Here is a 15,205-nt window from a genome sequence, read left to right on the forward strand (position 1 = left end):
AGGACAAGCTCCGCTACTTCCTCAAGCGGGTCACGGCCGATCTCCAGGAGACCCGGCAACGGCTCCAGGAACTGCGGTCCGTCGAGGGCGAGCCGATCGCGATCGTCGGCATGGCCTGCCGCTACCCGGGCGGCGCCGACTCCGCCGACCGGCTGTGGGACCTGGTCGCCGAAGGACGCGACACCGCCGCCCCGTTCCCCGCCGACCGGGGCTGGGACCTCGACGAGCTGTACGACCCGGACCCTGACGCGCCGGGCAAGACGTACGGCCGCGAGGGCTGTTTCCTCGACGGCGCCGACCGGTTCGACGCCGGGTTCTTCGGCATCGGCCCGCGCGAGGCCCTGGCCATGGACCCGCAGCAGCGGCTGCTCCTGGAAACCTCCTGGGAGGCGTTCGAGCACGCGGGCATCGACCCGACCGTGCTGCGCGGCAGCCGCACCGGCGTGTTCATGGGCACCGGCCAGCAGGACTACGCGAGCCTCGTGCAGCGCGCCACCGAGAACCTGGAGGGCTACCTGCTCGCCGGCGGAGCCGCCAGCGTGATCTCCGGCCGGCTGTCGTACACCTTCGGCCTGGAGGGCCCGGCGATCACCGTCGACACGGCCTGCTCGTCCTCGCTGGTCGCCCTGCATCTGGCCGTGCAGTCGCTGCGGCGCGGTGAGTCCACACTGGCGCTCGCGGGCGGGGCGGCGGTCATGGCGGCGCCGGGCATGTTCGTGGAGTTCGCCCGGCAGCGCGGCCTCGCGCCCGACGGCCGCTGCAAGGCCTTCGCCGCGTCGGCCGACGGGACCGGCTGGGGCGAGGGCGTGGGCGTCCTGCTGCTGGAGCGGCTGTCGGACGCACAGCGGCAGGGCCACCGGGTGCTGGCCGTGGTCCGGGGCTCGGCCGTCAACCAGGACGGCGCCAGCAACGGCCTCACCGCCCCCAACGGCCCCGCTCAGCAACGGGTCATCCGCCAGAGCCTCGCCAACGCCCACCTGGACACCGCCGACATCGACGCCGTGGAGGCGCACGGGACGGGTACGACCCTGGGCGACCCGATCGAGGCCCAGGCCCTCCTGGCCACCTACGGCCAGAACCGCCCCGCCGAACGACCCCTGTGGCTCGGCTCGTTGAAATCCAACATCGGCCACACCCAGGCCGCCGCCGGCGTCGGCGGCGTCATCAAGATGGTCAAGGCCCTGGAACACGGGGTACTGCCCCGCACCCTCCACGTCGACGAACCCACCCCGCACGTCGACTGGACCACCGGCGCCGTCTCCCTCCTCACCGAACAACGCCCCTGGCCCGACACCGACCGCCCACGCCGCGCCGCCGTCTCCTCCTTCGGCGTGAGCGGCACGAACGCACACGTCATCCTGGAACAGGCCCCGGAGAACCCACCCGCCGGGAAGCCGCCCACCACGGCCGCACCCGCGCCCCTCGCCCCCCTCGTGTTCTCCGCCCGCTCAGCCGGAGCCTTGCGGGAACAGGCGGCACGGCTGGCCGACCATCTCCGGCAGAGCCCCGAGGACGTACGACACGTGGGTCACGCCCTACTGACCCAGCGGGCTTCACTCGACCGGCGCGCGGTGGTGCTCGGCGGGGACCGGGAGCAACTGATCGCCGGACTGAGGGTGTTGGCATCCGGAGAAGAGGCCCCCGGGACCGTCACCGGGCAGGGGGACTCGAAGCAGCCGGTGTTCGTGTTTCCCGGTCAGGGGTCGCAGTGGACCGGGATGGCCGTCGAACTCCTCGACACGTCCCAGGTGTTCGCCGAGTCCATCGCCGCGTGCGAGGCAGCGCTTGCCTCGCATGTGGAGTGGTCGCTGAGTGAAGTGCTCCGCAACGGGCAGCCGTTGAACCGGGTCGACGTGGTGCAGCCCGCCCTGTTCGCGGTGATGGTGTCGCTCGCCGCGGTCTGGCGGTCCCTGGGGGTCGAGCCCGCCGCCGTCGTCGGGCACTCCCAGGGCGAGATAGCCGCAGCCGTCGTCGCCGGGGCACTCACACTCGAAGACGGCGCCAAGATCGCCGCCCTCCGCAGCCGAGCCATCCTCAAACTCGCCGGACACGGCGGAATGGTCTCCCTGCCCCTGAGCAGCAAGGACGCGACCGAGCTCATCGACCCCTGGGACGGCCGTATATCGATCGCCGCGCTCAACGGACCTCAGACAACCGTCGTCGCCGGAGACGCCACCGCCCTCGACGAACTACTGACCCACTGCGAGACCGAGAGCGTCCACGCGCGCCGCATCGACGTCGACTACGCGTCTCATACCTCGCACGTCGAAGCCATCGAAAGCGACCTCGCCGAAGCCCTGAAGGGCATCACCCCGCACACCAGCACGATCCCGTTCTACTCGACGGTCACCGGCGAGCCCATCGACACCGCACAGCTCGACGCCGGCTACTGGTACACCAACCTCCGCCAGACCGTCCTCCTCGAACCCACCCTCAAGGGGCTGACCGAAGACGGCCACACCAGCTACCTCGAATGCAGCCCCCACCCCGTCCTCGTCCCCGCGATCGACGAGACGACCGACGGCCACGTCACCGGCACCCTGCGCCGCGACGAAGGCGGCTGGCAACGCCTCCTCACCTCCGCAGCCCACCTCCACACCCACGGAACGCCCGTCGACTGGGCCCTCTTCACCACCACGCCCGGCCGTCACATCGACCTCCCCTCCTACGCCTTCCAGCGCAAGTCCTACTGGGTCGAGACGGTCCCGGGCGCCGCCGTCTCCTCGTACGTCCCGGCGGAGGACGGCGCGGGGGACGAACTCGACCCGGCCGTGGCGGAGTTGCGTGAGCGGCTGTCCGGGCTGCCGGAAGCCGTGCGCGAGAAGGTGATGCGGGACCTGGTGACGGACCACGCCACGGCGGTCCTCGGGCTGGAGGAGCCGCTCGAACCGACTCGTTCCTTCCACGAGTCGGGGTTCGTCTCGCTCACGGCCGTGGAGCTGCGCAACCGTCTCGTCCGGGCCACCGGCACCCGGCTGCCCTCCTCCGTCGTCTTCGACCACCCGACGCCCCAGGCCCTCGGCCGTCATCTGCTCGCCCTCCTCGACGGGACGAACGACCGCACGGGCGACGCCTCGGGGCCCCAGGTCGGCGTACGCGCGGACGACGATCCGATCGTCATCGTCGGTATGGCCTGCCGCTATCCGGGCGGGGTCGCCTCCCCCGAGGACCTGTGGCGGCTGGTCGCGGAGGGTACGGACGCCATCGGCCCGTTCCCGCAGGACCGCGGCTGGGACGTCGAGTCGCTGTACGACCCCGACCCGGGGCGTTCCGGGCACACGTACGTCCGTGAGGGCGGCTTCCTCGCCGACGCGGACCGCTTCGACGCGTCCTTCTTCGGCATCAACCCGCGCGAGGCGCTGGCCATGGACCCGCAGCAGCGGCTGCTCCTCGAAACGTCCTGGGAGCTGTTCGAGCGTGCGGGCATCGATCCGGCGGAGCTGCGCGGCAGCCGTACGGGCGTGTTCGCGGGGCTGAGCGGACAGGACTATCCGCTGCTGCTGGACGCGTCACGGACGGAGTCGGAGGAGGTGGAGGGCTATCTGATGACGGGCAACGCGGCGAGCGTGCTGTCCGGCCGGCTCTCCTACACCTTCGGTCTGGAGGGGCCGGCGATCACCGTCGACACGGCGTGCTCGTCCTCGCTGGTCGCGCTGCATCTGGCGGCGCAGTCGCTGCGTTCGGGCGAGAGCGAGCTGGCGCTCGCGGGCGGGGTGACCGTGCTGTCGACGCCGCAGGCGTTCGTCGGGTTCAGCCGGCAGCGCGGACTGGCGCCGGACGGCCGGTGCAAGCCGTTCTCGGCGGGTGCCGACGGCACGGCGTGGGCCGAGGGCGTCGGTCTGGTGCTGCTGGAACGGCTGTCGGACGCCCGCCGTCACGGGCGTCGGGTCCTCGCGGTCCTCCGGGGCAGCGCGACCAACCAGGACGGTGCGAGCAACGGCCTCTCCGCCCCCAACGGGCCCTCCCAGCAACGGGTCATCCGCCAGGCCCTCGCCAACTCCCGGCTGGAAAGCGGCGACGTGGACGCGGTGGAGGCGCACGGTACGGGTACGCCGCTGGGCGACCCCATCGAGGCCCAGGCGCTGCTCGCCACCTACGGCCGGGGCCGGTCCGCCGAACAGCCCCTGCTGCTGGGCTCGGTGAAGTCGAACATCGGGCACACCGCGGCGGCGGCGGGCGTGGCCGGGGTGATCAAGATGGTGCAGGCGATGCGGCACGGGGTGCTGCCCCGCACCCTGCATCTGGACGAGCCGACCCCGCACGTGGACTGGTCGGCCGGGGCCGTGACACCGCTCGCCGACACCGTGAAGTGGCCCGAGCGGGGCCGGCCGCGCCGGGCCGGGGTGTCCGCGTTCGGCATCAGCGGGACGAACGCGCACGTCATCCTGGAACAGGCCCCACCGGAGACGGTCACCGCGCCCGCCCCCAGTGCTTCGGCGCCCGTCGTGCCGTGGCTGCTGTCCGCGCACTCCGCGGCGGCCCTGCGGGCCCAGGCGGAGCGCCTGCGGGCCCACCTCGCCCGACTCGACCCCACGAACGCAACCGACACCAGCACCAGCACCAGAACCAGCACCGATACCGACACCGACACCGACACCGACACCGCGGTCGCCCCGAACGCCACGGACCCCACGCTTGTCGCACGCTCCCTGGCCTTCACCCGCTCGGCGCTCCCGCATCGCGCCGTCGTCCTCGGCGGCGACCGGGCCGCCCTCGACTCGGGGCTGACGGCCCTCGCCACGGGCACGGCGGCACCGGGCCTGGTCCAGGGCCGGACCGCGACCGGCCGGCTCGCCTTCCTCTTCCCGGGACAGGGCAGTCAACTCCCCGGCATGGGAAGGGGGTTGTACGCGCACCATCCGGTCTTCGCGAGGACCCTGGACGAGCTGTGCGCGCTTGTCGACGGCGAGCTGGACGGGCGGCTGCCCGGCATCCGTGAGGTGCTGTTCGCGGAGGCCGGCACGCGGACGTCCGCGCTGCTGGACGAGACCGTGCACACGCAGGCCGCGCTGTTCGCCGTGGGCGCCGCGGCCTACCGGCTGCTGGAGTCGTGGGGCGTGGTCCCCGATGTCGTGGGCGGCCACTCGATCGGCGAGCTGACGGCGGCGTACGTCGCGGGCGTGCTGTCGGCCGAGGACGCCTGCCGGCTGGTGGCCGCGCGCGGCCGGCTGATGCAGGCGTCCCCGGAGGGTGGGGCGATGGCCGCGCTGGAGGCCACCGAGGACGAGGCGACCGAGCTGCTCGCGGCCGGCTCCGGGGCGCTGGGCGTCGCCGCGGTCAACGGCCCGCGTGCCGTCGTGGTGTCCGGGGTCTCGGGCGCCGTCGACGAGATGGTGGCGGCGTTCGCGCGGCGAGGCCGACGCACCAAGCGGCTCCGGGTCTCGCGCGCGTTCCACTCGCCGCTGATGGACGGCGTGCTGGAGGAGTTCGGCGAGGTCGCGGGCGCCCTGTCGTTCCACACGCCCCGGCTGACCCTGCTCTCCAACCTCACGGGCGCGCCGGCGGCCGCCGCCGAGGTGTGCTCGCCCGCGTACTGGGTGCGGCACGTCCGCGAGACCGTACGCTTCCACGACGGGGTGCGCCGGCTGCTGGACGACGGTGTGACGACGGTCCTCGAACCGGGTGCGGGCGGTGTGCTGTCGGCGCTGGTGCGGGACAGCGCGGCGGACCGTCCCGGCGCCCCGGTGGAGGCGATACCGCTGTTGCGGCGGGGCCGTCCGGAGCCGGAGAGCGCCGTCGCCGCCCTCGCCCGGCTCCACGTCCGGGGTGTCCCGGTGGACTGGTCGGCCCTGCTCGGCTCCTCCCGCGACACCGTCGCCCTGCCCACGTACGCCTTCCAGGGCCGCCGCTACTGGCCGGACTCACCCACGACGAGCCGCACGACGGGCCCCACGACGGGCCCCACGACGGACCCCACGGCAGCCCCCACAGGCCCCACGACCGGCCCCTCGGCGGCCCCCGGGCCGGTACCCGCCACCACCGACGCTCCCGTCCCGTCCTCCCCCTCCCCCGCCTCCGCACTGCACGCCCGCCTCGCCCCGCTTCCCGTCCCCGCCCGCGAGGCCGTCCTGCGGGAGCTCCTCGCCGAGGAGGTCGCGGCGGTCCTCGGGCACGGGGACACCACGGAGGTCGACGCCGCCCCCGGTCTGCCGGAACTCGGCATCGACTCGCTCACGGCCGCCGAACTGCGGGCCGGGCTCCAGTCGGCCACCGGCGCCCCGCTCGCCTCCACGGCCGTGTTCGAGCACCCCACGCTGGACGCCCTGGCCGCCCATCTGCACGCCGTGCTGGTCGAGTCGTCGCTCCTCACGGTCACGGCGGACTCGGCTCCCGCGCCGCGGGCGGCACCGTCCGGGTTCCTCACCGAACTGGCCCTCCGGGCGGGGCGGGAGGGCCGGTTCGCGGAGTTCGGCTCCTTCCTGGAGGAGGCGGCCCGGTTCCGGGAGACGTTCGACGCGTCGACGCCACCCGAGGCCGTACGCCGCCCGGCGCCCGTACGGCTGGCACGCGGGGACGGCGGGCCCGTACTGATCTGCTTCCCGTCGTTCGCGAGCCGATCCGGCGCCCACCAGTACGCCCGGCTCGCCTCCCGCGCGCGGGGCGAGCGGGACGTCTGGGTGCTGCCGGCGCCCGGGTTCGCGCCCGGCGAGGCGCTGCCCGCGGACCTCGACGCGCTGGTCGGGGTGCACGCGCACGACGTCGAACTCCTCATGCGGGAGCGGCCGTTCGCGCTGCTCGGCCATTCGGCGGGCGGCTGGATCGCGCACGCGGTGGCGGCCCGGCTGCGCGAGCACGCCCCGACGGCCGTCGTCCTGATCGACAGCTACGAGCCGGGGCACCCCGTGCTGCCGCGGATCCAGTCCCACCTCGCCGCGGACCCCCGGCGGACGGGCCCGGACGACGACACCGTGCTGACGGCGATGGGCGGCTACGCGCGCCTGTTCGCCGCCGGCCGGCGGCCCGACGACGACGGCCCCGCCCGTCCGACGCTCCTCGTGCGCGCCACCGAGCCCCTGCCCGGCTTCCCCACGACCGGCTGGCAGGCCCACTGGCCGGCCCGGCCCGCACCCGTCGTCGTGGACGTGCCCGGCGACCACTTCACCACGACCACCGACCACGCCCCGACGACGCTCGACGCGATCCGCGACCACCTGTCGTCGCTGTCCCCCTCCCCCTCCCCCGTCCCCGCCCCTCACGGAAGGTGAGCACACCCATGTCTCCCGAGAACGGCGCTCAGCCGCACGAGATCGACCAAGCGGTCCTGGACGGCCAGGCCCCCTACCACCGGCGTGCCCTGGCCTTCTACGACCTCGTCGTGTTCCGGGGCAGCGCACCGTGGTTCTGGCGCTGCCACCCGAGCAACTTCGAGCAGCTGTACCGCACGAGCATCGGCGCGAAGCACCTGGAGATCGGCGTCGGCACCGGATACCTGCTGTCCCGCACCCGGTTCCCGGTGTCCAACCCGAAGGTCACGCTCGCCGATCTGAACCCGGCCACCCTCGACTTCACCGCGCAGCGGCTGCGCTTCGTCGAGACGACGAAGGTCGTCGCCAACGCGCTGGAGCCGCTGCCGGTGCCGGACGAGAGCCATGACTCGGCGGCGCTGAGCTTCCTGCTGCACTGCATCCCCGGCAGCCTCCGCGACAAGGGTGTGGCGATCAAGCACGCGGCGGCGGCCGTGAAGCCGGGCGGAACCGTGTTCGGCAGCACGGTGCTGTCCTCCGGCGTCCCGGTCACCCGGGCGGGCCGGTGGCTGATGGGCAACCTCAACGCCAAGGGCGTGTTCCACAACGACCAGGACAGTCTGGGTGACCTGCGCGCCCAACTGGAGCAGAACTTCGACGACTTCGAGCTGGTCACCCGGGGCAGCGTCGGCCTCTTCCGCGCCCGCAAGCCGAAGTAGCCCCCCGCCCGGACACCGCCTTGCCGAAAGGACCCGCCATGGGTGATCGCTGGTACCCGGTCGAAGAGGCCGACGACTCCTTCTTCGCCACCGCCCCCCTCCATCACGCCCGCTCCGTCGAACTGCCGTACCCGGCCGAGGAGACCTGGGCCGCGCTCACCGGTGAGGGGGTGTCGAGCTGGACCAAGGGCATGAAGCGCCTCACGTGGACCTCACCGCGTCCCCACGGCGTCGGCACCACCCGGGAGATCGAGCTGGGCGGCGACTTCGTGCTGCGCGAGCGGTTCTTCCGCTGGGAGGAGGGCCGGCGCAAGACGTTCACCGCCGTCGAGGGCACCAAGAACATCTTCCGGCATCTCGTGGAGGACTACGTCGTCGAACCGACCGACGGCGGCTCGCGGTTCAGCTGGCGCTGGGCCGCCGAGCTGAACCGCCCCTGGTCGTATCTCCAGGGCCCGCTGGACCGATGGATGTTCGCCCCGACCGGCCGCTCCCACATCGACGGGCTGCCCGTGTACATGGCCGCCCACCGCTGACCCGAGCACACGACACGCACCCCCGACCGAAGGAAGACACACATGTGTGGGATCGCCGGCTGGATCGCCTTCCAGCGGGACCTGCGGACCCGACGCCCCGCGCTCGACGCGATGACCGCCACCATGGTCTGCCGGGGCCCGGACGCCGGGGGCACCTGGCTGTCACCGTCCGCGGCGCTCGGGCACCGGCGGCTGTCCGTCATCGACCTGGAGGGCGGCGTCCAGCCCATGACGGTCGACACGCCGGACGGCCCGGTCGTGCTGACGTACAGCGGTGAGGCGTACAACTTCGTCGAACTCCGCGACGAGCTGCGCCGGCGCGGTCACCGCTTCCGCACCACGAGCGACACCGAGGTGGTGCTGCACTCCTACCTGGAGTGGGGCGAGGAGTTCGCCGAGCGGCTCGACGGGATGTACGCGCTCGGCGTCTGGGACGGCCGCACGGACAAGCTGGTCCTGCTGCGCGACCGGCTCGGCATCAAGCCGCTGTACGTGTACGAGACCGAGGACGGCGTCCTGTTCGGCTCGGAGGCCAAGGCGATCCTCGCCCACCCGGAGGTGCAGCCGGTCGTGGACACGGACGGCTTCCGGGAGCTGTTCGGGTTCGTCAAGGAGCCGGGCCGCGCCGTGTGGGCGGGGATGCGCGAGGTCAAGCCCGGCAGCCTGCTGATCGTCGACCGCGCCGGGCCGCGCGAGCGCCTGTACTGGCGGCTGGAGGTCGCCGAGCACGAGGACGACACCGCGACGACCGTGCGCCGGGTGCGGGAGCTGCTGGAGGACAGTGTCGGCCGGCAGCTCGTCGCGGACGTGCCGCAGTGCGTGCTGCTCTCCGGCGGCCTCGACTCCAGCGCGCTGACCGCGCTGGCCGCCCGCGGGATGGCCGAACGCGGCCGGGAGACACGGACGTTCACGGTCGACTTCGAGCAGCCGGACGACTTCCGCGCCGACGAGCTGCGCGGTTCACCGGACGCGCCGTACGCCCGTGAGGTCGTCGCGCACGTGGGCACGGTGCACACCGACATCCGGCTGGACCACCAGGCGCTGGCCGATCCCGAGGTGCGGCGCGCGGTCGTCACCGCGCGGGATCTGCCGTTCGGCTTCGGGGAGGCGGACAACTCCCTCTACCTGCTGTTCAAGGCGATCCGGGAGCACGCGACGGTGGCGCTGTCGGGCGAGTCCTCCGACGAGATCTTCGGCGGGTACCCGTGGTTCCATCTGCCGGTCGTGCAGGAGGCCGCCATGTTCCCGTGGGTCACGGCCTCCGGGCTCGGGCCCAGGTCCCATCCCACCAAGCTGATCGACCCCTCCCTGCTGCTGGGCACGCTGGACGTGCCCGGCTACTGGGCGCAGCGCTGGGCCGACACCGTCGCCCAGCTCCCGGCCGTACCGGGCGAGGACGCGCACGAGCGCCGGATGCGGGAGTTCTGCTACGTCCATCTCACCAGCCTGCTGGGCCTGTTGCTGGACCGGAAGGACCGGATGAGCATGGCCGTGGGCCTGGAGGTCCGGGTGCCGTTCTGCGACCACCGGCTGGTGGAGTACGTGTTCAACACCCCGTGGTCGATGAAGACGTTCGACGGCCGGGAGAAGAGCCTGCTGCGGGCGGCGGTGCGCGATGTGCTGCCCACCTCGGTGGTGGAGCGGGTCAAGGCGCTCTACCCGCACACGCAGGAGCCTCGGTACGTCGGCGCGTTGCAGCACCAGGTGGGCGATCTGCTCGCGGGCGGCCACCAGGCGGTCGACTTCTTCGACCGGGCCGCGCTCACGAAGGCCGTCCAGGGGCGGCCGGAGGCCGTGGAGCGTGACGAGCGCGAGGCGTTCGAGCGGGTCCTCGACCTCGCCGTCTGGCTCGATGTGCACCGCCCCACCCTCAAGCTCTCCTGACCCCCCATCCCACCCCCCTCTGCGAGGAGCACCCACGGCATGGCAGTCGACAACGACCTCTACGACCAGCTCTCCTGGTGGGACGACAACCAGCCCTTCGCCACGCTGGAGGCGTTCACCCCGGCCCGCTTCACGTACTTCCACGACGTCCTGACCACCCGGCTGCGGCTGGAGCCGAAGGGCCTGCGGGTGCTGGACGTGGGCTGCGGCGGCGGGCTGCTCGCCGAGCGCTTCAGCCGTACGGGCGCCCAGGTCACCGGCATGGACCCGTCGGGCCCCTCGCTGGAGGCGGCCCGCGCCCACGCCCGCGAGCAGGGCCTGGAGATCGACTACCGGCAGGGCGTGGCGGAGGAACTCCCGTTCCCTGACGGCACGTTCGACCTGGTGTACTGCTGCGACACCCTGGAGCACGTCACCAGCACCGACCGGGCGGTCGGCGAGGCGGTGCGCGTACTGAAGCCGGGCGGCCACTACCTGTACGACACGATCAACCGCACCTTCCGCTCCAAGCTCGCCATGATCAAGATGGCCCAGGAGTGGAAGTCGGTCAGCTTCGCCCCGAAGGACCTGCACGACTGGAACAGCTTCATCAGGCCCGAGGAGCTGTACGCGCTGTTCCGCCGGCACGGTCTGGACAACCAGGAGACGATCGGCTTCGCCTCCACCCGGCCGCAGCTGGAGCTGCTGAAGGACATGCGCCGCCGCGCCCGGGGCGAGATCACCTACGGCGAACTGGGCCGCCGCTTCGGCCTCGGTGTCCATCCGAAGGACACCTCCGTCATCTACGCCGGTTTCGCGAGGAAGGCCGCCTGATGGACACGACCCAGAGCACCGCCACGCCGGCGATCCACGTCCCCGTACTCGTCGTCGGCGCCGGTCCGGCCGGGCTCACCGCGTCCCTCGCGCTGTCCCGGTACGGTGTCCGCCACCTCCTGGTGGACCGCTACGACGGCAGCGCGCACACGCCCCGCGCCCACCTGCTCAACCAGCGCACCGGCGAGATCTTCCGCGATCTGGGGGTCGAGGACCGGGTGCTGGCCGAGGCGACCCCGAGCCCGCTCTTCGCCAACCATGTCTTCATGTCGACGTTCGCGGGCCCCGAGGTCAGCCGCCTGGACGCGTACGGCAACGGCCCCGACCGGATCGGGGACTACCTGGCGGCCAGCCCCGGCCGGATGTGCAACCTCGCCCAGCATCTGCTGGAGCCGATCCTGGTCGACGAGATCGAGCGGGCCCGGGTGGGCGAACTCCGTGGCGGGCAGGACTTCCAGCGCCTCACGCAGGACGACGACGGCGTCACCGCCGTGCTCCGCGACCGGCACTCGGGGCAGGAGTACACGGTCCGCGCGGACTATGTGATCGGCGCCGACGGCGCGCGCAGCCGGGTGCGGGAGCAGGCCGGCATCGGGATGCAGGGGCACGAGGGCATCGCGCGGGTGGCGTCGGTGTGGTTCGAGGCCGACCTCTCGCGGTACAGCGCCGACCGTCCGGCGATCCTCTACATCGGCGGCGTGCCGGGCCGCCCGGCCGGGGACGGCCGCGTCTTCGTGAGCATCCGCCCCTGGAACGAGTGGGTGTATCTGCGGTTCCTCGACCACGACGACGATCCGGAGGGCTTCTCCGCGGACGACCACGAGGAGATCACCGCCCATATCCGCCAGAGCATCGGCGACCCCTCGATCGACATCAGGATCAAGAGCGTCTCGCCGTGGCAGGTCAACGCGCAGGTCGCCGAACGCTTCGCCGCCGGGCGGGTGTTCTGTGTCGGCGACGCCGTGCACCAGATGCCGCCGACGAACGGCCTCGGCCTGAACACGGCGGTCGCGGACGCCCACAACCTGGCCTGGAAGCTGCGGCTGGTCCTCGCCGGCCTGGCCGGACCCGAACTCCTCGCCACCTACGAGACCGAGCGGCTCCCGGTGGGCGGCCACGCCGTGGACCGTGCGGTGCGCAGCATGCTCGACTTCCTCGGCATCCCGGCGGCCCTCGGGTACGAGGAGGGCCAGAGCGCCGAGGAGCAGTGGGCGCTGCTGCGCGGCCTGCACGACGACACACCGGAGGCGGCTGCCCGGCGGGAGGCGCTGGCGGCGGCGACCGACCGGATCAACGGCCAGGTCAACGCGCACGGCATGGAGATCGGCCACCGCTACCGGGCGGGGGCCCGGGTGGACGACGGCACACCGGAACCGGCCCAGGACCGCGACCCCGAGCTGTACTACCAGGCCACGACCTGGCCGGGCGCACGGCTGCCGCACGCCTGGCTGGAGGACGGCCGGCTCCGCTGCTCCACCCTGGACCTCGTCGGGCACGGCCGTTTCGTGCTCCTGACCGGCCGGGGCGGCGAGGCCTGGCACGAGGCGGCCCGGGAGGCGGCCCGGCTGACCGGCGTCGAGGTCACCGTGCGGCCGGTCGGCACGGCCGGCGGCCCGCGCGACCCGTACGGCACCTGGGAACGGCTGCGGGAGGTCGACGCGGACGGCGGTGTCCTGGTCCGCCCCGACGGCCATGTGGCCTGGCGCGCCGCGTCGTCCGCGTCGGCACAGGACCTGCCGAAGATCCTGGCGACCCTGCTGCACACACCCAGCGGCCGCTGACGGCAGTTGGCGCGTGCGCGGGCGGGCGGGCGGTACGACCGTGGGCCGGCAGCGGGGCGACGCCGCCGTACGGTCCGCCGGGGCCGGGGGCCGGTCCGCGGGGGCCGGGGGCCGGTCCGCACGGCCGCAGGCCGGTCTGCACGGCCGTGCCGCCGTGGCCGGGTGTGACGTCCCGGGAGGCCGCCGCCCGGATGCGGTCGAGGACCGTGCGTGTCGACCGCGTCCGAGGGGATGGGCGGTGGCCTCCCCCGGTTCACCGGGTCACTTGGTGACCGAGTAGGAGTGGGCGCCGGTGCCGGCCAGGGCTCCGCCGTCGACGATCAGGTACGCGTCGCGGATCGGACGGCCCGCGAGCCAGGACTCCAGGATCTCGCGGGTGCCGGCCGCGTAGCGGGCCTGCGCCGAGAGGGACGAGCCGGAGATGTGCGGGGTCATGCCGTGGTGCGGCATGCTGCGCCAGGGATGGTCGGCCGGGGCCGGCTGCGGGTACCAGACGTCGCCCGCGTAGCCCGCCAACTGCCCGCCGCGCAGGGCGCGTTCGACGGCGTCCCGGTCGACGATCCGCGCCCGCGCGGTGTTGATCAGGTAGGCGCCGCGCTTCATCCTGGCGAGCAGTTCGTCGCCGAACAGCCCCTCGGTCTCGGGGTGCAGCGGCGCGTTGACGGTGACGACGTCGCAGTGCGGCACCATGTCCGCCGCGCTCTCGTGGAAGGTCAGCCCCAGCTCCTCCTCGACCTCGCGCGGCAGCCGGTGCCGGTCGGTGTAGTGCAGCCGTACCTCGAAGGGCGCGAGGCGGCGCAGGACGGCGAGGCCGATCCGCCCGGCGGCGACCGTGCCGACGTGCATGCCTTCGAGGTCGTAGGAGCGGGCCACGCAGTCGGCGATGTTCCAGCCGCCGTCGAGCACCACCTGGTGGGAGGGCAGGTAGTTGCGCACGAGGGACAGCGTCATCATCACCACGTGCTCCGCGACGCTGATGCTGTTGGAGTACGTCACCTCGGCGACCGTCACCCCGTTCGCGACGGCCGCGTCGAGGTCGACGTGGTCGGAGCCGATGCCCGCGGTGACGGCGAGCTTGAGGTTCTTCGCGGCGGCGATGCGCTCCGCCGTCAGGTACGCCGGCCAGAACGGCTGCGAGATCACCACGTCCGCGTCGGCCAGCTCACGGTCGAAGACCGAGCCGTCGCCGTCCTTGTCGGAGGTGACGACGAGGGTGTGGCCGGCCTTCTCCAGGAAGTCCCGCAGGCCGAGTTCGCCGGACACGCTGCCCAGGAGGTGCCCCGGGGTGAAGTCGACGGCTTCCGGGGTCGGGGTGGTCTGGCCGCCCGGGTAGTGGTCGATCGTGGGGAGGTCGTCGCGGGCGTACGCGGTCGGGTATCCGTCGGTCGGGTCGTCGTACAGGACGCGGTCGGCTGCCGATGCGGCGGGACGGCTCGGGGAACCGGGTGATCGACGGGGCGGGGCGGGGCCGGCCCGGTTCGCGAAGGGGCGGGATTCAGCCGAGGGTGAGCAGTTCCTCGCAGAAGCCGCCGAAGCCTCGCTCGCGGTCGACGAGGTGGATCTCGAGGATCCAGTGGCAGCGGCGCCCGGCCATGTCCGTGCGCCGCAGCGGGGTGTCGTTCGCCGGGGCGATGTACGACTCCACGTCCGCCGTCGATCCACGCGTGCGGGAACTCGCCGACCAGATGGCCGGCGTGCCAGCCGCCCAGCTCCCACCCGGCCTCGGCGGCCAGCCGCTCCACCTCGGTGTACAGCTGCTTGCCCGTGATGTCGGGCGTGTCGGCGAAGAACCGCTTGCCGGCGGCGAAGGCCTTCGCCAGGTCGTCCCGCAGCCGGTGCTTGACCGGGTCGTCGCCGAGGACGAAGGTCCGCCCGAAGTCGGCCTCGTACTCCTCGAAGATCGGCCCGAAGTCGGCGAACACGATGTCGTCCGCACCGATCACCCGGTCCGGCGGGTTCTCCCGGTACGGCTCGAGCGTGTTCGGCCCGGACCGCACGATCCGCTTGTGCCAGTGCCGGGTGGTGCCGAACAGTTCGTTCGCGAGATCCCGGACGCGGTCGCCGACCGCCCGCTCCCCGGCCCCCGGCACCACCAGGCCGCGCCTGTCGATCTCCGCGAACAGCCGAACGGCCTTCGCCTGTGCGTCCAGCAGCCGTGCCGCACGCGTGGGTTCGTCGTCATCCGCCATGGTGGCGAACGTACTTTTCCCTCCCCTTCCCGGCAATCGGACAAGAGCGGTCCGCCCGGGGCCTTCGAGGCGGGGGCGGCCGAATCATCACCCGAGGGC

6 protein-coding genes and 2 pseudogenes are annotated in these 15,205 nt (G+C 73.0%); 6 read left to right on the forward strand and 2 right to left on the reverse strand.

Annotated features, from left to right (window positions below):
• Positions 1–35: 35 nt before the first annotated feature.
• The 6 genes and pseudogenes from IE275_RS45985 to IE275_RS19465 all read left to right on the forward strand — a co-directional run.
• Positions 36–7,205, forward strand: a pseudogene (locus tag IE275_RS45985) (type I polyketide synthase); the annotation flags it as partial.
• A gap of 8 nt (positions 7,206–7,213) precedes the next feature.
• Positions 7,214–7,903 carry a class I SAM-dependent methyltransferase gene (locus IE275_RS19445; RefSeq protein WP_189712598.1) on the forward strand — a complete coding sequence of 230 codons (690 nt, stop codon included), beginning with the start codon at positions 7,214–7,216 and terminating at the stop codon, positions 7,901–7,903.
• Between the two features lie 38 nt (positions 7,904–7,941).
• Positions 7,942–8,439, forward strand: coding sequence for an SRPBCC family protein (locus IE275_RS19450; RefSeq protein WP_189712599.1), 498 nt, complete (start codon positions 7,942–7,944; stop codon positions 8,437–8,439).
• Between the two features lie 42 nt (positions 8,440–8,481).
• Complete coding sequence (gene asnB, locus IE275_RS19455; RefSeq protein ID WP_189712600.1) at positions 8,482–10,323, forward strand: asparagine synthase (glutamine-hydrolyzing); 1,842 nt, start codon at positions 8,482–8,484, stop codon at positions 10,321–10,323.
• 39 nt (positions 10,324–10,362) lie between these two features.
• Positions 10,363–11,136 (forward strand): bifunctional 2-polyprenyl-6-hydroxyphenol methylase/3-demethylubiquinol 3-O-methyltransferase UbiG, encoded by a 774-nt coding sequence (gene ubiG / locus IE275_RS19460; RefSeq protein ID WP_189712601.1) that lies wholly within the window; start codon positions 10,363–10,365, stop codon positions 11,134–11,136.
• Positions 11,136–12,917 (forward strand): FAD-dependent monooxygenase, encoded by a 1,782-nt coding sequence (locus tag IE275_RS19465; RefSeq protein ID WP_189712602.1) that lies wholly within the window; start codon positions 11,136–11,138, stop codon positions 12,915–12,917. Before ubiG ends, IE275_RS19465 begins: the two co-directional genes overlap by 1 nt.
• 261 nt (positions 12,918–13,178) lie before the next feature.
• Here the strand turns inward: IE275_RS19465 and IE275_RS19470 are convergent, their stop codons facing one another.
• Together IE275_RS19470 and IE275_RS19475 are read right to left on the reverse strand one after the other, a co-directional pair.
• Positions 13,179–14,318: an NAD-dependent formate dehydrogenase gene (locus IE275_RS19470; protein ID WP_189712800.1), complete on the reverse strand. Its 1,140-nt coding sequence runs from the start codon at positions 14,316–14,318 to the stop codon at positions 13,179–13,181.
• A 94-nt stretch (positions 14,319–14,412) separates the two neighbouring features.
• Positions 14,413–15,106: pseudogene (locus tag IE275_RS19475) on the reverse strand (M24 family metallopeptidase).
• Positions 15,107–15,205 lie beyond the last annotated feature (99 nt).

This window comes from Streptomyces phaeofaciens (assembly GCF_014648915.1).
In the GTDB taxonomy this organism is placed as follows: Bacteria; Actinomycetota; Actinomycetes; order Streptomycetales; family Streptomycetaceae; genus Streptomyces; species Streptomyces phaeofaciens.